This is a genomic window from Bacillus sp. JJ675 (genome assembly GCF_036963165.1).
Classification (GTDB): Bacteria; Bacillota; Bacilli; order Bacillales; family Bacillaceae; genus Bacillus; species Bacillus glycinifermentans.
Map to the genome: position 1 here is coordinate 1 of NZ_JBALMR010000064.1, position 20107 is coordinate 20107.

Consider the following 20107-nt stretch of genomic DNA (forward strand, 5'->3'; position numbering starts at 1 on the left):
TTAGGGGAGCATATCATACCGCCTGTCCTTTTTATCCGTTTATGATCGTTCCCCCGTTGACATGGAGCACCTGCCCGGTCATGTAAGAGGAATCGTCGCTCGCCAGAAACAAATAGCTCGGCGCTACTTCGACAGGCTGTCCCGGACGCCCCATCGGCGTCGTCGAGCCGAACACCTCGACTTCCCTTTCGGTAAACGTCGACGGGATCAGCGGCGTCCAAATCGGTCCCGGCGCCACGCCGTTGACGCGGATACCCTGATCAACGAGCGATAAAGCAAGCGATCGCGTAAACGACGTAATCGCTCCCTTCGTCGATGAATAATCGATCAGCCTTTCATTGCCGGCATACGCCGTAATCGACGTCGTATTAATAATCGAGCTGCCTTTTTTCATATGGGGCAGAACTGCTTTTGTTAAGTAAAACATCGAAAAAATGTTGGTTTGAAACATCCTGAGCAGCTGATGGCTCGTGATCTTTTCGATTCCTTTCTGCGGATGCTGTTCAGCTGCATTATTGACAAGGATATCAATCGTCGGAAATGCTTCATTCGCCCGGCGGATCGCCTCATTGCAAAACGCTTCATCCCCGATGTCTCCGGCGATCAGCATGCAGCTTACGCCTTCTTTTTCGACATAAGCCTTCGTTTCTTCCGCATCGCGGTGCTCATTCAAATAAACGATGACGACGTTTGCCCCCTCCTTCGCAAACAAAACGGACACCGCCCGGCCGATCCCGCTGTCTCCCCCTGTAATAATCGCTGTTTTCCCGGCCAGTTTTTTCGCCTTTTTCGGCCTGTCAAAAACGGGACGGGGGTTCATCACATACTCCAATCCGGGCTGCTGGTTCTGGTGCTGGGGAGGCAGTATTTTTTTCGGCTGTTTACTCAAAGTGATTTCCTCCTTCACATCAATTAAACCTTACTATTTTATGGATAAATCAAATTTTTATGACAAGCCGTTTCCCGCGCATGAATATTTCTACATTGGAAAATGTAAGAACAAAACACATTTGGAGGGAACATTGTGACACACCATGAGCAAAAACTGCCTGACTCGCCTGAATCGTATTGGAGAGACAGCACTGACCTTCCTTCATTTCAGGAGCTTACGGAGGATGTGAAGACGGATGTCGCGATCATCGGAGGCGGCATGACCGGGATTACGACGGCATACATGTTGACGCAAAAAGGATATCGCGTCGTTTTGATTGAAGCAGGACGCATTCTGAACGGAACGACGGGGCATACGACCGCAAAAATTACCGCCCAGCATGACTTGATTTATGATGAACTGATCAACCATATCGGAATGTCTAAAGCGCGGGCTTATTATGAAGCGAATCTCCAGGCTCTTTCATTCATCAGAAATCTCGTTCATGAACAAAACATCTCCTGCGATTTTCAAGAACAGGACGCCTGTATTTATACAACGGAAGAAAAATCGGTCCAAAAGATCAGAAAAGAGCATGAAGCCTATCAGAAGCTCGGGATTGAAAGGGAGTTCATCAAGGACCTTCCCGTCCCGATCGATATTAAAGCCGGCCTCATAATGAAAAATCAGGCGCAGTTTCATCCGCTCCATTACTTGAAACATCTTGCCGGCGCCGTTCAAAAAGCGGGCGGAAAACTGTTCGAAAACACGGCCGCCAAGGAAATCAAAGAAGGAGATCATCCGAAGGTGCTGACGACAAACGGGCATATGATCATCAGCGATTATGTGGTGTGCTGTACGCACTTTCCGTTTCATGATAAAAAAGGCTTTTACTTTGCAAGGCTTGAACCGAGCCGGTCTTACGTACTTGCCGTCAAGCCAAAAAACCCTTACCCGGGCGGCATGTATTTAAGCATTGACCAGCCTTCCCGGTCGCTGCGTTCGGTCACGATCGGCGGCGAAAACATGGTGATTGTCGGCGGGGAAAGCCATAAAACCGGCCAGGGAAAAGATACGATAGAGTATTACAGAGCCCTTAAGTCGTTCGCAGAAAGTGTACTCGGCATCGAAGACATCCTCTATCGCTGGTCGACGCAGGATTTAATCACCCTTGATAAAATCCCTTATATCGGACCGATTTATCCGAAAGAAAAAAGGATCCTTGTCGCGACCGGATTCCGAAAATGGGGCATGACGTCGAGCACGCTCGCCGCTCAAATCATGACCGACCATATTACAAACGAAAGCAATCCGTATAAGGAAATCTTCGACCCTTCCCGCTTTCATCCTGATCCGAGCATCAAAAAAGCGATTTCCTTTAATACAGACGTCGCCCGACACCTTGTTGAAGGAAAGCTTGAACAGCCGCTCCGCACCCCTGATGAGCTTGCCCCAGGAGAGGGATCGGTCGTTTCAATCGGAGGAAAACGGGCCGGGGCATACCGCGATGAAAACGGGCGGCTCCATACCGTCGATACGACATGCACCCATATGGGCTGCGAGGTCGAATGGAATGACGGAGAAAAGACATGGGACTGCCCATGCCACGGTTCGAGATTTTCAATCGACGGCGAAGTGGTGGAAGGTCCTGCGGTCGCACCGTTAAATGATCCCAAAAGCTAGCATCCCCCGCTAAAAAAAAGAAAAGAACAGCCGATAAAAAAGATAAATGCTGGAAAATTTTAAAATCCGGCATTTTTATTATCGTTTACAGGGGGATACGGATTGTGTTATTCAAAAAGGATAGAAAGACAGAACGCTCGCTATTGGCTGAAAGGGGCAATGACAAAACAAACAGAATCAGGCTTTCGGATCATCCAGAATTTCAAAAGCAGCTCGCCATGGTCGGTTTGACGAATGAAGACCTCTGGGTGTTGAGCAAGCTGAAGCCTTTGGTTTCAGAGCATATCGAGACCATCGTCGCCCGGTTTTATCAAAACCTTGAGCATGAAAGCTCGCTGATGGACATCATCCATGACAACAGTACGGTCGACCGCTTGAAAAAGACGCTCTCCATCCATATAAGCGAAATGTTTTCCGGAATCATCGATGAAGCGTTTTTAGAAAAAAGAATCCGGATCGCCCACGTTCATTTGAAGATCGGGCTTCTGCCAAAGTGGTACTTGTGCGGCTTTCAAGACCTTCTTCTATCATTCCTGGCATTATTTGAAAGCGCCTTAACCGCCGGTGAATACATGCGGGCCGTCAAAGCGGTCACGAAAATCCTCAACATTGAACAGCAGATCGTTTTGGAAGCCTATGAAGAAGAGCATGCTAGAATCCGTACGCTTGAAGAAGAGCGGAAAGCCGAACTTCACAGGCAAATCAAGGATACGTCAGGCTCGCTTGCCGCATTGTTTGCAGAAACGACGGGCGCTGTTCAGGAGCTGGTCGACAAATCGGCAGACATCACCAAAAGATCGAGAGCTGGAACGAAGACGGCGAGTTCTGTCGAAGAAAAATCAATCGGCGGCAAAAAGGAACTCGAGGAACAGGAACAGCAGCTGAACAAGATGGGAAGCAGCATGACCGAGATCGAGCAGGAAATTAAAAAGCTGGAAGAAATCGCAGGCCAAATCGAAAAGATTTTCGGCATCGTAACGGGCATCGCCGAGCAGACGAACCTGCTGTCGCTCAACGCTTCGATTGAATCGGCGAGGGCCGGGGAACACGGAAAAGGCTTCGCCGTTGTCGCCAATGAAGTCAGAAAGCTTTCCGACGATACGAAAAAAACCGTCTCAACGGTCTCAGAGCTTGTCGATAACACAAACGCGCAGATCGGAATCGTGACCAGACACATTACAGGGGTAAATCAGCTTGTGGTCAAAAGCAAAGAAAAAATGGCAGAGATCAATCATTTATTCGATGACATCGTCGGCAGCATGAAGCTCAGCAAAAATCAAAGCGGCAAGATCGAAGAGGATCTGAAATCCTTTTTAAGCGGCCTTCAAGAGGTAAACGGAGCGGTATCACAAGTCGCTGCTTCTGTCGATTCGCTTGTCGAACTGACAGAAAAATAAGCTTGAAACAATCCACAGATCACCCTTATCTGTGGATTTATTTGACACTGAACCGTAATCCTGGCACGGGTCCGTTTGCTGGAAAAATTGCGGCGTTCGCCCAAGAACTTGGGTTTTTTTATCATAAACTGAATCTAAAGAGGAACTTTGGCGATCAGGGAACATCTTGAGACCGCGGCTTGGGAATGCCGGCCAAATTAGTGAGTACCCGTTTTGAATTTTAGTATAATGGTTGTATCATATAAAAAACGTGCACTCGTGTTTGAAAAGGAGATCTTTTTTAATGACTGCGATTTGCTTAATCCGGCACGGAGAAACCGACTGGAACGCTTTAGGAAAACTTCAGGGAAGAACCGATATCCCTTTGAATGAAACCGGAAGAAGACAGGCAAAAAAAACCGGAGAATATTTAAAAAACACATCCTGGGACGTCATCATTTCCAGCCCGTTAAAAAGAGCCAGGGAAACGGCAGACATCATCAACCAGTACCTCGGGCTTGATATTGTCGAAATGGATGATTTCATCGAACGAAATTACGGGGATGCAGAGGGTATGCCGTTTGAGGAAAGAATGAAGCTGTACCCAGATAAAAATTATCCGAACCAGGAATCAAAAGAGGCGTTGACAGAACGGATGATGGCCGGCATTCAAAAGGTCAGCGGGCAATACCGGAATCGAAAAGTGCTGATCGTCGCCCACGGAGCGGCGATTCACGCGCTCTTGTCCAGGATTTCAAACGGGGACGTCAACCTTGACAACACGAAACTCGTCAACGCCTGCCTGAGCAATATCCATTTCCAGGAAGATAAATGGCATGTCCAAGACTATAACCTTTCAGAGCATCTATCCGATTAACACATGCGGACGGCAGATTCGGCTGCCGTCCGCATGTTACGTTTTGCTGCGCTTCGCTTCACGCCGCAGCAAATAAATAAAATAAGGGCCTCCGATCACGGCTGCAATCAAACCGGCCGGGACTTCAACGGGCGGGATCAGCCCTCTCCCCGCCGCATCTGCCAGAAGCAGGATAATGGCGCCGACCATTCCTGAGACGGGGATCAGGATGCGGGATTCAACGCCTGCCAGCCTTTTCGCAATATGCGGCGCCATCAGCCCGATAAAACCGATCGTCCCTACAGCGGTTACGGAAGCAGCCGTCAAAATGACAGCCGCGGCAAGCAGCAAAAACCGCGTCCTTTCAAGCCGGACGCCAACGCTTGTGGCAATCGCGTCCCCGGATTTGATGATATCAAGCGGCTTTGCCGCAAGCCACACGGGCGGAATGAGCAGACAGCACCAGATGAACAGAGAAAGCACATCAGTCCAGCTTCTTCCCCATAAGCTTCCGTTCAGCCAGATTAAAGCGCTGTTAACATTCGGACTTCCCCCTGAAATCAAAAGCTGAATCCCTGAATGGCAGAAAGCGTTGACGGCAATCCCGACTAGTGCCAGCCGCAACGGTGAGATGCCGTTTCGATAAGCCAACACATAAACAAAAACGGCCGCAACGATGCTCCCGGAAAAAGCAGCTCCCGTAAATAAGATGGAACAATGCTCTGAAAACAGCACAGTGACAATGACCGCGCCGAGCCCCGCTCCCCCCGTTATCCCGAGCGTGTCAGGGGCGGCGAGCGGATTTCTCATCAGCGACTGGGCGACAACACCCGCAACAGCGAGGGCGCTGCCTGCAAGCACGGCCAGGATGACCCGCGGCATTCTGAACTCCATCACCATAAACCGAATTCCCGGATCGCCCTGCCCCGCCAAAGATTTGATCACATCTCCGAGCGGAAACTTCTCATCGCCGATCATTAAATTGGCCGCTACCAAAAGCAGCAGGAAAACCGGAAGAATGACAAGTACGGCTGCCGGCTTTCTGCGTTGCCTTTTTGTTATGTCTGTTTTGCTGTTCATGATGCCGATCCCTCTTTTCGTCTCCGCGCCAAATAAATAAAAAAGGGCGTTCCGATGAATGCCGTGACGACGCCGACCGGCGTCTGATACGGATAATAAACAAAGCGTGAAGCAAGATCCGCCGCAAGAAGCAGCAACGCGCCACAGATCGCCGAATATGGAATAACCGTCCGATAATCAGCCCCCATCATATAGCGGATCATATGAGGAACCATCAAACCGATGAACCCGATCGGGCCTGCTGCCGCTACGGAAACCCCGGCAAGCGCGATGACGGTGACGGCGATCAGCATCCTACTGATCCACACTTTTTGCCCCAGCCCTTGAGATATGTCATCGCCCAGGCTAAGAACGGAGGCCGTTCTTCCTAAGGCAATCGCAATCAGCAATCCAAGAAAGCTGACAGGAATCAAAAACCCAAGCTTTTCCCACGAACTCCCTGCTAATGACCCCGAAAGCCAAAACAAAATCGTCTCCGTCGACTCCTCATGAAAAATGAGGAGCATCTGCGTAACGGACGCAAGGATCGCCTGAATGACGACACCGACTAACGCAAAGCTGATATCCCGCTGATTTTCGCTGAAAACAGAAGCGATCGCATAAACGGTAACGGCGGCAACGGCTCCTCCTATAAACGCCGTCCCCATCGTCATCATCGGGACGGCGGCAGCCGGAAACACGACCGTCAAAAAAACGACAGCCGCCGAGGCCCCGGCATTAATGCCAAAAATGCTTGGTGACGCGAGGGAATTTCTCGTAACCGCCTGCATGAGCGCGCTCGCAGCTCCAAGGTTCGCGCCGATCAAAGCAGCTTCCAAAGCGCGCGGGATCCGAATGGATAAAATGATAGAATCCAATTTTGAATCGCCGTATGAAAAGATGGCCGACCATATATCAGAAAGCGCAATATTGGCAGAACCGACCGAAACGGAAAGCGTAAAACATACGAATAAAAGAATAATGAGAGCGATGCGGGTCAAAAGCACCTTTTTCATGAAAACAGATCACCTTCCTCGTAAAAAACAAGCGCATGCTTTGTTGAAAAAGCATGCACAGAAACCGCATTAAAAACAGCCGGTCATGTATCGATAGGCACCGGGGTCGGCGCCTAACATCCTAACATCAAAAATTCATTTCAGAATATCATTTTCGATTTGATCGATCACGGCATTTGCTCCGTCAATGCTGCGGCGAAGCGACCATGCGAACCTGTCGACTTTATACACTTTGTGATGCTTGACGGCGCTCAGCTTGTTCCAAAGCGGATCATTTTCAAGCGGCCGTTTTCCGTTTTGATCAACTTTATCCTTTTCTCCCGACATTAAAATGATGACGTCCGGGTCTTTCTCGAGAAGCTGTTCGACGGTCATTTTAATGTTGACGGACTCGCCGTTTTCAGCATTGCTTTTTTTGCTGTCGCCTACCGCGTATGTATAGCCGATATATGTCAACAGCTGGGAGGTGAAGAAGTTTTGGTCACGGACTGTGACAGCTTCATTCGTATTGCCGAGCAGAAGAACGCTTTGTTTTTTGTCAGAGAGCTTCTCTTTCAGCTGTCCCAGCTTTTTTTTATGTTCGGTGATTTTTTTCTCCATTTCGCTTTCCTTTCCCACCGCTTTTGCAATCGTAAGGGAAGCATCAATCGTATCCTGGTAGTCGGCATTTAAATTTTTCAGAGCAATCGTCGGCGCGATTTTCGACAGCTTGTCATATACACCGCTGTGTCTGCTTGAATCCGCGATAATCAGATCGGGCTTTAATGCCGCGATTTTTTCAAAGCTTGGCTGCGCCCGTGTCCCAACTGATGTATAGCCTTTGATTTCTTTTCTTACTTGTTCATTTATAAACTTCGGCTTTCCGTCATCTGCGACGCCGACCGGTTTCACGCCTGCATCCAACAGGGCGTCGATAAATCCGAGCTCAAGGACGACAACCTTTTTCGGATGTTTGGGCACTTTCGTTTCGCCCAGATCGTGTTTAACCGTTACGGTATCCCGGCCGGAATTTGAAGCGCTCCCTCCCGAACCTGAGCAGGCAGACAAAACAGTGATGAGAAAGACAAAAGATAGAATCGTAAAATATCTAAGCTTCATATGTATCTCCTTTTTTCTTTATGTAGACTGAAATTATTATAGCAACAGAACATCATAATGACAATGATAATCATTATCACTATGAAGAAAAAGAAAACAAACTCCTCTTTCCTAGCCGGGAGAAAGTCAAATGACCGTTATGATGATCATCGCCGTACCCGCCACATTGAAAGGAACATGCAGCCAGCTTAGGACAGCTTGTTTTTTCGGCGAGAGGAATGAAAGGCTTCCTATGTAAAAGCAAACGCGAGAGCCGTACCGAACAAAACGACAAACACAATGGCCGCCCAACCCCACGTTGCAGAGCTTCCCGAGATACCCCATAAAGGCGCACCGATCAGCACCATGAACATTCCTTTAGTAAGCCTGCATATTTGCATTTAATATTTTCACAAAATGAGAGGATGCATGACGCCTTGCAGCTATTGGGGATCACGACCTTTTTCACACGATCGGCCGGTATAAAAAATCGGCTAGTTTCATTCTTAAGACCTTTAGATTTTTTCTAAAATAGGAAAAGAAGCTCGAAAAATCAAATATATTTTTTCAAAAAAATAGGTCTACCATATATTTCATTTTTTCTATATAATAAATTAACAGAATAATTGGAATAGAAGATATTATCTACATATTTCAATTATTCTGAATAAAAATGGAGGAGAGTGATTAGTGGTGAAAAAGAGGAGTTTATGGCTTAGCGTGCTGACGGCCCTTTTGCTTGTTTTTACAATGGCTTTCAGCAATCCGGCTTCTGCTGAACAGCCGGCGAAAGATGTAGAAAAGGATTATATTGTCGGATTTAAGTCATCGGTAAAAACAGCAGCAGTCAAAAAAGATGTCATTAAAGAGAGCGGCGGAAAAGTGGACAAGCAATTCAAGATCATCAACGCCGCAAAAGCGACGCTTGATCAGGATGCGGTAAAAGAGCTGAAAAATGATCCAAGCGTTGCCTACGTGGAAGAGGATCACGTCGCTCATGCGCTGGCACAAACGGTTCCTTACGGCATTCCGCAAATCAAGGCTGACAAAGTACAGGCTCAAGGATATAAAGGAGCTAATGTGAAAGTCGGTGTCATCGATACGGGGATCGCTGCTTCTCATTCAGACTTAAATGTCGTCGGCGGAGCAAGCTTTGTCTCTGGTGAAAGCTACAATACTGACGGAAACGGGCACGGCACGCATGTTGCCGGAACAGTGGCGGCGCTTGACAATTCAATTGGCGTTTTGGGCGTTGCGCCAAATGTCTCCCTATACGCTATTAAAGTGTTGAATTCAAGCGGAAGCGGAACATACAGCGCGATCGTCAGCGGAATCGAGTGGGCCACGGCGAACAACTTGGATGTCATCAATATGAGCCTTGGCGGACCATCAGGCTCAACTGCGCTGAAACAGGCTGTTGACAAAGCATACGCAAGCGGCGTCGTCGTAGTGGCGGCAGCGGGAAACAGCGGAACATCAGGCAGCTCTAGTACGATCGGCTACCCTGCAAAATACGACTCTGTCATTGCTGTAGGTGCAGTTAACAGCAGCAACCAGAGAGCTTCGTTTTCAAGCGTCGGTCCAGAGCTTGATGTAGTGGCTCCGGGCGTCAGCATATACAGCACATACCCTTCCAACACTTACGCTACTTTGAACGGAACTTCAATGGCTTCGCCTCATGTAGCGGGAGCAGCAGCCTTGATCTTGTCTAAATACCCTACGCTTTCAGCTTCCCAAGTTCGCGACCGCCTCTCAAGCACCGCGACTAATTTGGGAGATTCTTTCTACTATGGCAAAGGGCTGATCAATGTGGAAGCTGCCGCTCAGTAACATATTTTAACAAATAACCCATGGAAAAAGCTAGTGTTTTCTAAACATTAGCTTTTTCTTCATTTGTCAGCCTTTTGTTCGACATTTTGAATCCGCTCCATGATGGTCGGATGCCCGTATTTAAAAATTTTGACGAGAAACGGCGGATTTGCCTCGCTTAAGCCCGCTTTTGACAACTCCTGAAAGGCGGTCACAGCGGCTTTTTTGTTTTTCGTCAATTCGACGGCATACTCGTCTGCGGCTTTTTCCTGATGCCTTGACACCGCGTTTGTAAACGGAGAGGCAGTAAAGGTGAGCACCCCTGTCAATAGCAGCAATAACGGCAGTGCGGCAAAGTCTGTGCTCCCTTTAATATGCAGACTGTTTCCATAGCGCCTGATGATCCATTTATAAAGCTTGGCAATGACATACAATCCGGCTAGTGATAAAAGCAGATATCCGGCAAGTCCTTTATATACGTGCTTCATGACATAGTGACCCATTTCGTGCGCCATGATGAATAAAATTTCCGGCTCATTGAGCTTGTTCAGCGTCGTGTCCCAAAGCACGATCCGTTTGTTAGCGCCAATCCCTGTCACATATGCGTTTAACGCATTCGTTTTTTTCGACATATCCACTTCATAGACGAGATTTGCGGGAATGTCAGCCTGATCGGCCAGCTTAAGGATGTCATGTTCAAGCTTTTTGTTTTTCAGCGGATAAAAATCGTTGTACAAAGGATCGATGACGACTGGCTGCAGAAAGAATAAAAACAGCGTAACCGGCACGGTCAAAAGCCACGCAAAGAGCCACCAGCGTTTTTCGCTCCTTTTCATCAGCCAATAGAACACCATCACAGCTGCTGCGGTTAATGGAAAGCTGATCCAAAAATCGATGACCTGGTCTTTGATCCAGCTTGCAGTCGACTGTGTTGAAATTCCGTAGTCGAGCGAATACTGATAACTGATCCAGTCGAGCGGCAAAGATGCGGCCGTCACGATCAGAAAGAGGACGAAAACGTATGCAGCGATTTGAACAGCCTTGAATCTTGACGTTTGCTCAGCCCAATGCGTCATCTTTCGCGATAAACCGGCGATCAAGAGAATAAAAAACAGAAACCACTCAAGCGGAATCCTGAGAAAAAAAATAAAATCTTTGATCTTCGAATAATCTTCTGTGAGAATCAGTTCTTTTTTGTTCATGAATGTCGCCGGATCTGCGCTTGTCCCCTTCAGCGCCTCGGGAACGGAAGAATCCCCGGTCTTGAAGAGATACCAGTAGAAAAAAAGTCCGTACAACACATAAAGCAGGCAGGCTCCCGCGATCCATTTCCGCATGGACGAATCACCCCTTCTCAAATAGCGGTTACTTCTATTGTAGGCTTTTTGCCGCAAAGTTAGAACCAAGCCCTATAGCGAAAGCATAAAACCTGCCGCGGCCAGCGCCGCAATCGTTCCGGACACGACAATGATGACGCTCATCCCCATGTACGACAATAAAAAAGCGATTACAGCGCCTGCGAGACCGTAAAAGGCACCGCTTTGCACCAAAAAAACTCCGGGAAAGATCAAGGCGCCCAATACTGCATATGGGACATTTTTAAGAACGCGCTCCAAAAATCGGGGAAGCTTAAGGCTTTCGAAAGCTACCAAAGGAATTACCCGCGGAAGGTATGTAACAGCGGCCATTCCGAGGATCATCCAGACAATGGGACTAAACATATTTTCTTTTCTCCTTCGACTTGGGATGATAAAGCCGTTCGATCAGGACTGCCGATAACAACGTAGCGATGACGATCGCCCAGCCCGCAGACAGCATGCCGCTCATTTGAAAAACGGTATTGAACAAAGCTCCGGCTCCAGCCAGAAACAGCACTTTCCTCTGCTTTTTCAAGGCAGGTACGAGGAGTCCGATAAACATCGCATAAAGGGCGATGCTCATGCTTTCCTGTAAAACGGACGGCATGCCGGCGCCTGCAACATGACCGGCGGCGCTCCAAAAAACCCAGCTTGCATAACCGGTGGACCCAAGCCCGATCATGTAGCGCGTCGTCAGCTTTTCTTTTCTTAAAGCAGCGACTGCAAACGACTCGTCTGTCACGGCAAAAAAAGCATAGAATGCTTTTTTCCAAGGAACATCGCGTTCAACAAGCTGATTTAAAGAAGCTGAAAATAAAAAATGCCTGATGTTGACGATAAAAGTCGTCATGATAATTTCGATGATGCCGGTATGGACGGCAAGCATGCTTAATGACATGTACTGGGACGCCCCGCCGAAAACGAGGGCGCTCATCAGGAACGTTTCAAACAGCGAGAGTCCTGTCGTTTTCGCCAAAAGCCCGAATGTCAAAGCAACGGGAATATATCCGGCTGCGAGCGGAATTCCCGAACGAAAGCCGTCCAAAAGTGTGAGCTGATGCTGATTTTCCATCGTGACACCTCTTACGGATAATAAATTAATGTGTAGCCTGTTGCGGTTTGTTCCGTTTTGTTTTCATACTTGTGAACGGTATTTGCGGTAAAGTGCATCGCATCCCCTTCGCGCAATTCACAGCTGTAATCCCCGCAGGAGACAGCCACCGTTCCTTTGCTGACGAGCACGTATTCCTCAATGCCGCCGTGATGGGGTTCTGATTCGTGTACACAGCCCGGCAGCAGTTCGATATAAAAAATTTCAAACTTTTTTTTCTGGTCGAAAGGAAAATGCGGAAACGCTGCATATCGGTCATCCCCGGCCGTCACGGGCGCCCTCTCACTCTTTCTGACGACCGTCGGCTCCCCTGCCGGCTTTTCAGCAAGCGATGTAAATGAGACTTGCAGTCCGTTTGCGATTTTCCAAAGCGTTGTGATCGTCGGGCTTGAAGCGCCTTTTTCGATTTGCGCCAGCATTCCCTTGCTCACGCCCGTCAACGCTGACAGCTGGTCAAGGCTGTAATTGCGGATTTTCCTGAGTCTTTTCATATTTTCGGCGACTTGCTGTTCAATAGAATTCATCGTTGCCTCCTAACAAATTGAACATTTGTATAATTTATTGAACATTATAGCATATTTTTTCCGGATGAAAAGCTCTTTGTTGGGATAAACTCCATACAAGAGGTGATTATTCTGAAAAAAATTATCGGCATCATACTCTTTTTCGGTATTTTATTACTCAGCTTTTTTTATATATTCAATCTCATGGCCGATCCTTTTGATGCAAGGAATGCCGAAGAAATCACAATCAGGCCGGCGGAAAAAAACGGCAGGCTGATCAGAATCGAAAAAAAGCAATATATCGACGGCATACTCAATACTTTCAATAAAGGAACAAAACTGAAGGAAAACAAGGCGCATGATTTGGCTTCCCCCGATTATCGCGGGAGCATCAAAATGAGCCCCACCGATCGCATGGCGTTCACCGTCTGGCTGAAAAAGGACGGAGCCGTTATTTTAAAAAATGAGGAAAAAACATACTATCATCTGAATCAAAAACAAAAAGCTGAGTTTTTAGAAAATGTAAAGAAAGGGACGTGAGCACGTCCCTTTCATGTGTTTGCCAAAATGTCTTTCAAAGCCCTGCGCAAAATTTTTCCGGTCGAGTTTTTCGGGATCTCCTCAAGGAAAATGATCGATGAAGGGCGCTTATATTTGGCGAGGTGCTGTTTGCAATGCGACGAGATGTCCTCTTCTGTCAGCGTTTTCGTCTTTGGAACGACATAGCATTGCACAGCTTCTCCCGCATTCGGGTCGGGAACGCCGATCACCACCGCCTCGGCGACCTCAGGATGCCTGTAGAGAATTTCCTCGACTTCCCGCGGATAAACATTGTAGCCGCCGACAATGATCATGTCTTTCTTTCTGTCGACGATATAAAAATACCCGTCTTCATCGCGCTTTGCAAGATCTCCTGTATAGAGCCATCCGTCTCTTATCGTATGGGCGGTTTCTTCGGGCATTTTATAGTACCCCTTCATAACGTTCGGCCCTTTTACGATCAGTTCCCCCACCTGGCCGGCCGGCAGTTCTTCTCCAAGCTCATTGACGACTTTGTTTTTGACATTGAGAATGTCGGTGCCGATGGAACCCGGTTTGCGGCCGGTGCTGAACGGGTTAAAACACGTGACTGGAGAAGCTTCGGATAAGCCATAGCCTTCCAACACGAGTACATTGAATCTTTCCTCAAATTTTTTCAGCAGCGCAACGGGCATCGCGGCGCCTCCTGATATACAAAGACGGATCGAAGCAAACCCTTGTTCATCGGCAGCCTCATGCTGGTACAGGTAATTGTACATCGTCGGTACCCCGGCAAAAATCGTCGCCTTATGCTTTTTCACAAGTTCAAAAACCTTTGCAGGACTGAATTTCGGGATGATTAAAATGGCGGCGCCGTTCATCAGCGGAGCATTCATGCAGACCGTTAGGCAAAACACATGGAACATCGGCAGGGCCGCGACGACAAGATCGGCTTCATTCATCGTCAAATAGCCGGCCGTATCATTCGCATTCGAAAAAAGATTTTGATGTGTCAGCATCGCGCCCTTCGGCTGTCCCGTCGTTCCTGACGTATAAAGAATCGCTGCTGTATCATCTTCTTTAAGCTCAGGAAAGCTCTGAGCAGCAGCCGGCTTCATCACCATTGCAAACGATTTCAATTTGACTTTCACATGCGGATCTTCCGGCTCGTAGAGCGGCCCTCCCGTTTCGCAGAATACAACATGCCCGACCTTCGGAAGTGATTCATGCATCTTTTCGTATAAAGGCAGGAGCCGGCCGTCGGCCACAATGACTTTGGCATCGCCATTCGTCAGCATATAGCCGATTTCTGTCGGCGTGTAGGCCGGATTAATCGGAATCGCGACCGCTCCCGCTTTTAACGTTCCGAAAAACGAAATGACAAAATGCGGCGTATTGCCGAGCAGCAATGCAACATGATCTCCTTTTTCAACCCCTAGTTCGCGCAGTCCTCCGGCAAAACAATCGATTTTTTGCTGCAATCCCCCGTAAGTTTCCGTCTGCTCCCCAAAAATATAAGCGATTCTATCAGGCTTTGCTTTTGCTGTTTCCTCCAATTTGGAAACTAAATTCATTCTCCCACCCCTTGAAAAATGAATGAATAACCATTCATTTTTTGAATAATAAAAAATCTATCCCCATTATAGTAAATGAATCGAAAACACTCAAGGTCTGATGGAAAATATCTTCCATTCCTCTCATAAGCAATCAAAAAGAGCCGCCCAATATGGGGGCTCCCTTTTATTAGTAAACGAGATCAAAAAACTCTTCTTTTTCAATGTTTCCGAAATAATGCCGAATATCAACGCCCTCGAGCGCCTCTTCAATCGCTTTTCTTTCATATTGGACGCCTGACAGCTTATCTTCGATGTCGCTGACATCGCCGACGCCGAAAAAGTCGCCGAAAATTTTGCATTCCTGAATGATGCCTTTATGAACCTCAAGGCGAATATCGATTGACCCGGCAGGAAACCGTTTTGAGTGCTGGAGGTTGAATTTCGGAGACTTTCCGTAATTCCAATCCCAGTTTTGATAGCGTTCTTTAGAGATTTGATTGATGATTTTCCAATCGTCATCAGTCAGCTTGTATTCTGGAATGTCTCCTTCGGTATCGAAAATATATTTGAGAAGCAGGCTGCGGAATTCCCCGGTCGTCATTTTTTGATCGAGAAATTCGCTGATGTTCGCCACACGGCTTCTAATCGACTTAATCCCTTTTGATTCGATTTTATCTTTTTTTACTTTCAATGCCGATACGACATGGTCGATTTCGGAATCAAACAGCAGCGTGCCGTGGCTGAACATCCGCCCTCTTGTCGAAAACTGGGCGTTCCCCGAAATTTTCCGGCCGTTCGCCATCAGATCATTCCGCCCGCTCAGCTCGGCGTCGATCCCGAGGCGCTTTAACGCGGCAACGACGGGTTCAGTAAACTTTTTAAAGTTATGAAAACTGTTGCCGTCATCTTTTGTAATAAAGCTGAAATTCAAGTTTCCGAGATCGTGGTAGACGGCTCCGCCTCCGGAAAGCCGGCGGACGACAATGATTCCGTTTTCATCGACATATTTCGTATTGATTTCTTCAATCGTATTTTGGTTTTTGCCGATGATGATCGACGGCTGGTTGATGTAAAACAGCAAATACGTCTGTTCAGGATCAAGGTGCTTCAAGCAGTACTCCTCGATCGCCAGGTTGATCCTCGGATCTGTAATGTTTTGATTATCGATAAACAGCATGTTCGTTCCTCCTTTTAGTCTCCCCACACATAACCCGTCTCCGCCAGGTCAACCGGGCCGCTATAAACGGTTTTCGCTTCTTCTATCAATTGCTGATGATCCCCGAAGTGCGGCAGGTGTGTCAAAAGAAGCCTTCCTGCTCCGGACTCTTCGGCGATTCTGCCCGCTTCATGGCTGTTCATATGCCCTGCCTTCGCTCCGTCTTGGCCTGCATAAAAATTGCACTCGCTCATCAGCAAATCGGCGCCTTCTGAAAAAGGGATGAACGATTCCTGAAAGCTTGAATCTGCCGTATAAACGGCTGTATGTTCGCCGTCTGTGATGCGCATCGCAAAACAGTCGACCGGATGAATGGTCTTTAAAAAAGTGAACGTAAACGGGCCGAGCTTAAGCGGCGCTTTCGGGTCATACGCGAACCCCGCGGTATGCGTTTTATATGTAAGCTTCGAAAATTGTTCTTCATCAAACGGATGTCCATAAATCGGAAGCGCGTCTGCCCCTTTTCCGAGATATGAACCGACAAGCTTGGCAAATTGCAAAGGGCCGACATCCGCAATATGGTCATGGTGATAATGGGATAAAACAACGGCATTCAGCTTCTCAACCGGCAAAAACTGCTGGAGTTTTGATAAAACTGCGCTGCCGCAGTCGACAAGCACCGAATAATCCCCGGATTGAAACAGGTATCCGGACGTCGCTTCATTCGCAGCCGGAAATCCGCCATAACAGCCTATTACAGTAATCTTCATCGTTTTCACCTCATGTGTGTGGCTATCGTCCCCCTATACAATATACCCATTTTTCTTAAAAATTGCATGTTTTATATTTTTGTCATAAAACAGACATTGACCTTTTCGTATCTGTTATAATACAATGTTAACAATTAAAGGAATGGGGGATGCGCGATGCTCGGAAAAATCACGGAATTTTTCAGGAACCTGCCTGCCAAAAAATGTACGGAATGCGGCCGCGAAATCGAAGAACAGCATGAATGCTACGGAAATACGTGCTGCAATTGCCTAAAGCTGAAAGATCTTTAAATTTTTTAAAAAAACGCTCCGGAGGAGATTTGAACTCCGGAGCGTTTTTTTGTCACAAAAGTTAGGCAAAAAGAGAGTCATTTTTGCCACATAGGATAATTTTGATTATAATGATCTAGACGAAATAGGTATAAAAACCCCGTTCCCGGCACTTCCAACTCCCTGTCAGCATGATCAATATACTATATCTGAAAATTCAGACAGAAGAAAACCAAATTTTTTTTATAGACGAGATCCTTTTTTTTCGGATATACTGGATGTAATCGTGTCATTATTTAATATTTTTATATAATGAAAAAACTTACGTTGGGAGGGCATCTATGAAGAAGAAATTTAAATTCGGATTAGCAGCTCAAATTTTCCTCGGGCTCATTTTAGGTGTCGCAGTCGGCGCCATCTGGTTTGGCAATCCTGCCATAGAAACCTATCTTAAGCCGGTGGGGGATTTATTTCTAAGATTAATTAAAATGATTGTGATTCCAATCGTCGTGTCAAGTCTAGTTGTCGGAGTCGCAGGAGCGGGGAGCGGCAAAAAAGTCGGCCGACTTGGATTTCGGACTATTCTCTATTTTGAGATTATTACAACTTTCGCGATTCTGCTCGGCCTTGTTCTGGCGAACGTTTTCCAACCCGGACACGGCGTTCATTATAGCAGCGGCGAAAAAACCGATATCAGCCAGTATGTCGAAACCGAAAAAGAGGCCAGCACCAAAACGGTCGCAGAAACGTTTCTTCATATTGTGCCAACAAACTTTTTCCAATCTCTAGCTGAAGGCGATTTACTTGCGATAATCTGCTTTACCGTATTTTTCGCACTTGGAATTTCAGCGATTGGCGAAAAAGGGAAACCTGTGCTTGCGTTTTTCGAAGCCACTTCACAGGCGATGTTCCATGTCGTCAACCTTGTCATGAAATTCGCTCCGTTCGGCGTTTTTGCCTTGATCGGGGTAACCGTTTCCAAATTTGGTTTTGGTTCACTGGTGTCATTAGGAAAACTTGTCATTTTGGTTTATGCCGCCCTTGCCGTTTTCCTGATCATCGTTTTCGGCATCGTCGGAAAAATGGCCGGCATCAATATATTTAAATTTTTAGCCTATATGAAAGATGAATTATTGCTAGCTTATAGTACATCAAGCTCAGAAACTGTTCTTCCCCGTGTCATGGAGAAGATGGAAAAGATCGGTTGTCCAAAGGGCATTGTCTCATTCGTCATCCCGATCGGCTATACCTTTAACCTCGACGGGTCTGTTCTGTATCAGGCGATTGCCGCTCTGTTTCTAGCTCAGGCCTCCGGAATCGATCTGTCAATTGGCCAGCAGATTACGCTGGTGCTCGTGCTGATGGTAACTTCAAAAGGAATGGCTGCGGTTCCTGGTACATCGTTTGTCGTGCTGCTTGCGACATTGGGCACGATCGGCGTGCCTGCTGAAGGACTAGCCTTCATCGCCGGGGTCGACCGGATTATGGACATGGCCCGCACAGTCGTCAACCTGACAGGAAACGCCCTTGCGGCTGTCGTCATGTCAAAATGGGAAGGCGAATACGATGCGCAAAAAGGCGATGCCGTATTGAACAATCGCGAACCGATCGATATGAAAATGTCCGGCTGACAGCCGAACAGCAAATAAAAGAAAAACGCACGTTGTCCGTTAGCGGAAAACGTGCGTTTTTTATAAAAATATACCGTTTGATCAATCAACCTGTCCAAGCAACCTCCCTCTGCCTGCCATACGATATATCGTAGCTACATTAAGATAGAAACAGGAGGGAAGTTCTATGTGTTATTACCATGATTACCACAAAAAAGATCATGACTGCAAAAAATACTACTACTATTACTACTACTACTATCCTTGCTATAAGAAGCATGATTATTACTATGATCATAAAAAGTATGATTACTACTACGATTGCAAGAAACATTATGATTATTGGTAAATAGAACATTCATTCAAAAATGAAAGCTTCCACATTTCTTGGCCCGAAAGGACTCCAGTTCCTTTCGGGTTTTTTTCATACGGAGCCACGGCGTCACGCCATATCAGACCGGACATATCGGTACAGAAGCTCGGCCGTATGCTCCAATGATGATTGGTGCGTTCTTTCAAATGCGTGTGAAGCGTCTATTCCCGGACCGATCAAGCCGTGGACGATATCATGCCCCGCTTTTATGGCCGCCGAGGCGTCAGACCCGTAATACGGGTAAATATCGAGCTTGTAGCGGATGCCGTGCTTTTCGCAAAGCTCGACAAGCCGTTTTCTGAGGCCGTAATGATAAGGGCCGCTCGAATCTTTCACACAGATCGATACCGTATATTCATCAGACGATTGCCCATCGCCAATCGCTCCCATGTCAACAGCCAAATATTCGACGGTTTCGGACGGAATATTCGAATTGCCTCCGTATCCGATTTCCTCATTATTGGAAATCAAAAAATGAGTCGTGTACGGAAGTCTGATTTCTTCCCTTTTGATCTGTTTGATCAGCTGGAGCAAAAGGGCTACGCTTGCTTTATCATCAAGGTGGCGCGATTTGATAAATCCGCTCGGCGTAATTTCGACCCGCGGATCAAAGGAAATGAAATCACCGACATTGATCCCGAGCGCCCTCGTATCCTCTGCATGATGAACCGGTTCATCGATGCGGACCTCCATGTTTTTCTGGCTGCGTTCGGCTTTTCCCGCGTCTTTATAGACGTGAACTGACGTTTGATGCATTAAAATCGTGCCCGTGTAAGTCTTGCCTGAGGACGTTTCGATCCGGCAATATTCGCCTTCGATTGAGTTGTACCGAAAACCGCCGATTAAATCGATTTTCAGCCTTCCGTCCGGTTTGATTTCCTTCACCATCGCGCCGAGTGTATCGACGTGGGCAGTCAACATCCTGTGCTTCGACTTGTCGCGCCCCGGAATCGTGGCGATCAGCCCTCCTTTACGATTGAGCCTTGTTTCGACTCCCTGCTCCTGCAGAAGCTGATGAATATGCTCTATGATCTGATATGTATTTCCGGTCGGGCTCGGAATTGAGACGAGCTCTTTAATAAGCTGCATCGTTTCCTGAACAGATGACATTTTCATTCCTCCCTTTACGTTATT

Annotated in this window: 20 protein-coding genes and 1 pseudogene; 9 read left to right on the forward strand and 12 right to left on the reverse strand. The window is 47.3% G+C overall.

The features are described 5' to 3' along the window. Nucleotides 1–31: 31 nt before the first annotated feature. Nucleotides 32–889, reverse strand: a complete 858-nt coding sequence (locus tag V7126_RS16700) for an SDR family oxidoreductase (protein WP_046128882.1) — start codon at nt 887–889, stop codon at nt 32–34. 135 nt (nt 890–1024) lie between these two features. Between V7126_RS16700 and V7126_RS16705 the strand changes: the two genes are divergently transcribed. The 4 genes and pseudogenes from V7126_RS16705 to V7126_RS16715 all read left to right on the forward strand — a co-directional run bounded on the left by V7126_RS16705 (nt 1025) and on the right by V7126_RS16715 (nt 4807). Further along, entirely contained in the window at nt 1025–2554 is a 1530-nt protein-coding gene (locus V7126_RS16705; RefSeq protein ID WP_046128883.1) for an FAD-dependent oxidoreductase, read from the forward strand. 104 nt (nt 2555–2658) lie between these two features. Beyond that, a pseudogene (locus tag V7126_RS24115) lies at nt 2659–3192 on the forward strand (protoglobin family protein); the annotation flags it as partial. A gap of 264 nt (nt 3193–3456) precedes the next feature. Next, nucleotides 3457–3951 carry a methyl-accepting chemotaxis protein gene (locus tag V7126_RS24120; RefSeq protein WP_396335478.1) on the forward strand — a complete coding sequence of 165 codons (495 nt, stop codon included), beginning with the start codon at nt 3457–3459 and terminating at the stop codon, nt 3949–3951. Between the two features lie 283 nt (nt 3952–4234). After that, nucleotides 4235–4807, forward strand: coding sequence for a histidine phosphatase family protein (locus V7126_RS16715; protein WP_046128885.1), 573 nt, complete (start codon nt 4235–4237; stop codon nt 4805–4807). Nucleotides 4808–4843: 36 nt separating this feature from the next. Here V7126_RS16715 and V7126_RS16720 read toward each other — a convergent pair whose 3' ends face one another. The 3 genes from V7126_RS16720 to V7126_RS16730 all read right to left on the reverse strand — a co-directional run bounded on the left by V7126_RS16720 (nt 4844) and on the right by V7126_RS16730 (nt 7959). Further along, nucleotides 4844–5866, reverse strand: a complete 1023-nt coding sequence (locus V7126_RS16720; protein ID WP_046128886.1) for a FecCD family ABC transporter permease — start codon at nt 5864–5866, stop codon at nt 4844–4846. Further along, nucleotides 5863–6861: a FecCD family ABC transporter permease gene (locus V7126_RS16725; RefSeq protein ID WP_046128887.1), complete on the reverse strand. Its 999-nt coding sequence runs from the start codon at nt 6859–6861 to the stop codon at nt 5863–5865. Before V7126_RS16725 ends, V7126_RS16720 begins: the two co-directional genes overlap by 4 nt. A gap of 135 nt (nt 6862–6996) precedes the next feature. After that, the gene (locus V7126_RS16730) at nt 6997–7959 is read right to left on the reverse strand and encodes an ABC transporter substrate-binding protein (protein ID WP_046128888.1); all 963 of its coding nucleotides are present in this window, start codon (nt 7957–7959) and stop codon (nt 6997–6999) included. A gap of 729 nt (nt 7960–8688) precedes the next feature. On the opposite strand from V7126_RS16730, the gene V7126_RS16735 reads away from it, so the two are divergent. Next, nucleotides 8689–9768, forward strand: a complete 1080-nt coding sequence (locus V7126_RS16735) for a S8 family serine peptidase (RefSeq protein WP_438823806.1) — start codon at nt 8689–8691, stop codon at nt 9766–9768. A 59-nt stretch (nt 9769–9827) separates the two neighbouring features. Here V7126_RS16735 and V7126_RS16740 read toward each other — a convergent pair whose 3' ends face one another. From V7126_RS16740 to V7126_RS16755, 4 genes are all read right to left on the reverse strand, one after another. Further along, complete coding sequence (locus V7126_RS16740; protein WP_335497808.1) at nt 9828–11084, reverse strand: M48 family metallopeptidase; 1257 nt, start codon at nt 11082–11084, stop codon at nt 9828–9830. Nucleotides 11085–11156: 72 nt separating this feature from the next. Further along, nucleotides 11157–11468, reverse strand: coding sequence for an AzlD domain-containing protein (locus tag V7126_RS16745; RefSeq protein WP_046128890.1), 312 nt, complete (start codon nt 11466–11468; stop codon nt 11157–11159). Then, complete coding sequence (locus V7126_RS16750; protein WP_046128891.1) at nt 11461–12177, reverse strand: AzlC family ABC transporter permease; 717 nt, start codon at nt 12175–12177, stop codon at nt 11461–11463. The genes V7126_RS16745 and V7126_RS16750 overlap by 8 nt, the downstream gene beginning before the upstream one ends. 11 nt (nt 12178–12188) lie before the next feature. Next, a complete protein-coding gene (locus tag V7126_RS16755; protein WP_046128892.1) occupies nt 12189–12740 on the reverse strand; it encodes a helix-turn-helix domain-containing protein in 552 nt (183 codons plus the stop codon). Between the two features lie 183 nt (nt 12741–12923). On the opposite strand from V7126_RS16755, the gene V7126_RS16760 reads away from it, so the two are divergent. Then, nucleotides 12924–13259: a hypothetical protein gene (locus V7126_RS16760; protein WP_254416574.1), complete on the forward strand. Its 336-nt coding sequence runs from the start codon at nt 12924–12926 to the stop codon at nt 13257–13259. Nucleotides 13260–13270: 11 nt separating this feature from the next. Here V7126_RS16760 and V7126_RS16765 read toward each other — a convergent pair whose 3' ends face one another. From V7126_RS16765 to V7126_RS16775, 3 genes are all read right to left on the reverse strand, one after another. Next, the gene (locus V7126_RS16765; protein WP_046128893.1) at nt 13271–14812 is read right to left on the reverse strand and encodes a fatty acid--CoA ligase family protein; all 1542 of its coding nucleotides are present in this window, start codon (nt 14810–14812) and stop codon (nt 13271–13273) included. 169 nt (nt 14813–14981) lie between these two features. Further along, a complete protein-coding gene (gene lplJ, locus V7126_RS16770; protein ID WP_046128894.1) occupies nt 14982–15971 on the reverse strand; it encodes a lipoate--protein ligase LplJ in 990 nt (329 codons plus the stop codon). 14 nt (nt 15972–15985) lie between these two features. Then, nucleotides 15986–16720: an MBL fold metallo-hydrolase gene (locus V7126_RS16775; RefSeq protein ID WP_046128895.1), complete on the reverse strand. Its 735-nt coding sequence runs from the start codon at nt 16718–16720 to the stop codon at nt 15986–15988. 156 nt (nt 16721–16876) lie between these two features. Here V7126_RS16775 and yhfH point away from each other — a divergent pair, with 156 nt between their 5' ends. From yhfH to V7126_RS16790, 3 genes are all read left to right on the forward strand, one after another. Beyond that, nucleotides 16877–17011 carry a protein YhfH gene (gene yhfH, locus V7126_RS16780; RefSeq protein ID WP_065894221.1) on the forward strand — a complete coding sequence of 45 codons (135 nt, stop codon included), beginning with the start codon at nt 16877–16879 and terminating at the stop codon, nt 17009–17011. Nucleotides 17012–17331: 320 nt separating this feature from the next. Beyond that, on the forward strand, nt 17332–18621 hold the full coding sequence (locus tag V7126_RS16785) for a cation:dicarboxylate symporter family transporter (protein WP_046128896.1): 1290 nt from the start codon (nt 17332–17334) through the stop codon (nt 18619–18621). Nucleotides 18622–18787: 166 nt separating this feature from the next. Then, nucleotides 18788–18949 (forward strand): hypothetical protein, encoded by a 162-nt coding sequence (locus tag V7126_RS16790; RefSeq protein WP_164918139.1) that lies wholly within the window; start codon nt 18788–18790, stop codon nt 18947–18949. Between the two features lie 93 nt (nt 18950–19042). Here the strand turns inward: V7126_RS16790 and V7126_RS16795 are convergent, their stop codons facing one another. Beyond that, complete coding sequence (locus V7126_RS16795) at nt 19043–20083, reverse strand: M42 family metallopeptidase (RefSeq protein WP_046128897.1); 1041 nt, start codon at nt 20081–20083, stop codon at nt 19043–19045. Nucleotides 20084–20107 lie beyond the last annotated feature (24 nt).

Excerpts from the sequence above, each read along its gene's own strand:
- V7126_RS16790 (WP_164918139.1), top strand. The coding sequence starts at position 18,788 with ATGTGTTATTACCATGATTACCACAAAAAAGATCATGACTGCAAAAAA.
- V7126_RS16715 (WP_046128885.1), top strand. The coding sequence starts at position 4,235 with ATGACTGCGATTTGCTTAATCCGGCACGGAGAAACCGACTGGAACGCT.
- V7126_RS16775 (WP_046128895.1), bottom strand. The coding sequence starts at position 16,720 with ATGAAGATTACTGTAATAGGCTGTTATGGCGGATTTCCGGCTGCGAAT.
- V7126_RS16745 (WP_046128890.1), bottom strand. The coding sequence starts at position 11,468 with ATGTTTAGTCCCATTGTCTGGATGATCCTCGGAATGGCCGCTGTTACA.
- V7126_RS16795 (WP_046128897.1), bottom strand. The coding sequence starts at position 20,083 with ATGTCATCTGTTCAGGAAACGATGCAGCTTATTAAAGAGCTCGTCTCA.
- V7126_RS16725 (WP_046128887.1), bottom strand. The coding sequence starts at position 6,861 with ATGAAAAAGGTGCTTTTGACCCGCATCGCTCTCATTATTCTTTTATTC.
- V7126_RS16785 (WP_046128896.1), top strand. The coding sequence starts at position 17,332 with ATGAAGAAGAAATTTAAATTCGGATTAGCAGCTCAAATTTTCCTCGGG.
- V7126_RS16750 (WP_046128891.1), bottom strand. The coding sequence starts at position 12,177 with ATGGAAAATCAGCATCAGCTCACACTTTTGGACGGCTTTCGTTCGGGA.
- V7126_RS16765 (WP_046128893.1), bottom strand. The coding sequence starts at position 14,812 with ATGAATTTAGTTTCCAAATTGGAGGAAACAGCAAAAGCAAAGCCTGAT.
- V7126_RS16720 (WP_046128886.1), bottom strand. The coding sequence starts at position 5,866 with ATGAACAGCAAAACAGACATAACAAAAAGGCAACGCAGAAAGCCGGCA.
- V7126_RS16730 (WP_046128888.1), bottom strand. The coding sequence starts at position 7,959 with ATGAAGCTTAGATATTTTACGATTCTATCTTTTGTCTTTCTCATCACT.
- lplJ (WP_046128894.1), bottom strand. The coding sequence starts at position 15,971 with ATGCTGTTTATCGATAATCAAAACATTACAGATCCGAGGATCAACCTG.
- yhfH (WP_065894221.1), top strand. The coding sequence starts at position 16,877 with ATGCTCGGAAAAATCACGGAATTTTTCAGGAACCTGCCTGCCAAAAAA.
- V7126_RS24120 (WP_396335478.1), top strand. The coding sequence starts at position 3,457 with ATGACCGAGATCGAGCAGGAAATTAAAAAGCTGGAAGAAATCGCAGGC.
- V7126_RS16760 (WP_254416574.1), top strand. The coding sequence starts at position 12,924 with ATGGCCGATCCTTTTGATGCAAGGAATGCCGAAGAAATCACAATCAGG.
- V7126_RS16755 (WP_046128892.1), bottom strand. The coding sequence starts at position 12,740 with ATGAATTCTATTGAACAGCAAGTCGCCGAAAATATGAAAAGACTCAGG.
- V7126_RS16735 (WP_438823806.1), top strand. The coding sequence starts at position 8,689 with ATGGCTTTCAGCAATCCGGCTTCTGCTGAACAGCCGGCGAAAGATGTA.
- V7126_RS16740 (WP_335497808.1), bottom strand. The coding sequence starts at position 11,084 with ATGCGGAAATGGATCGCGGGAGCCTGCCTGCTTTATGTGTTGTACGGA.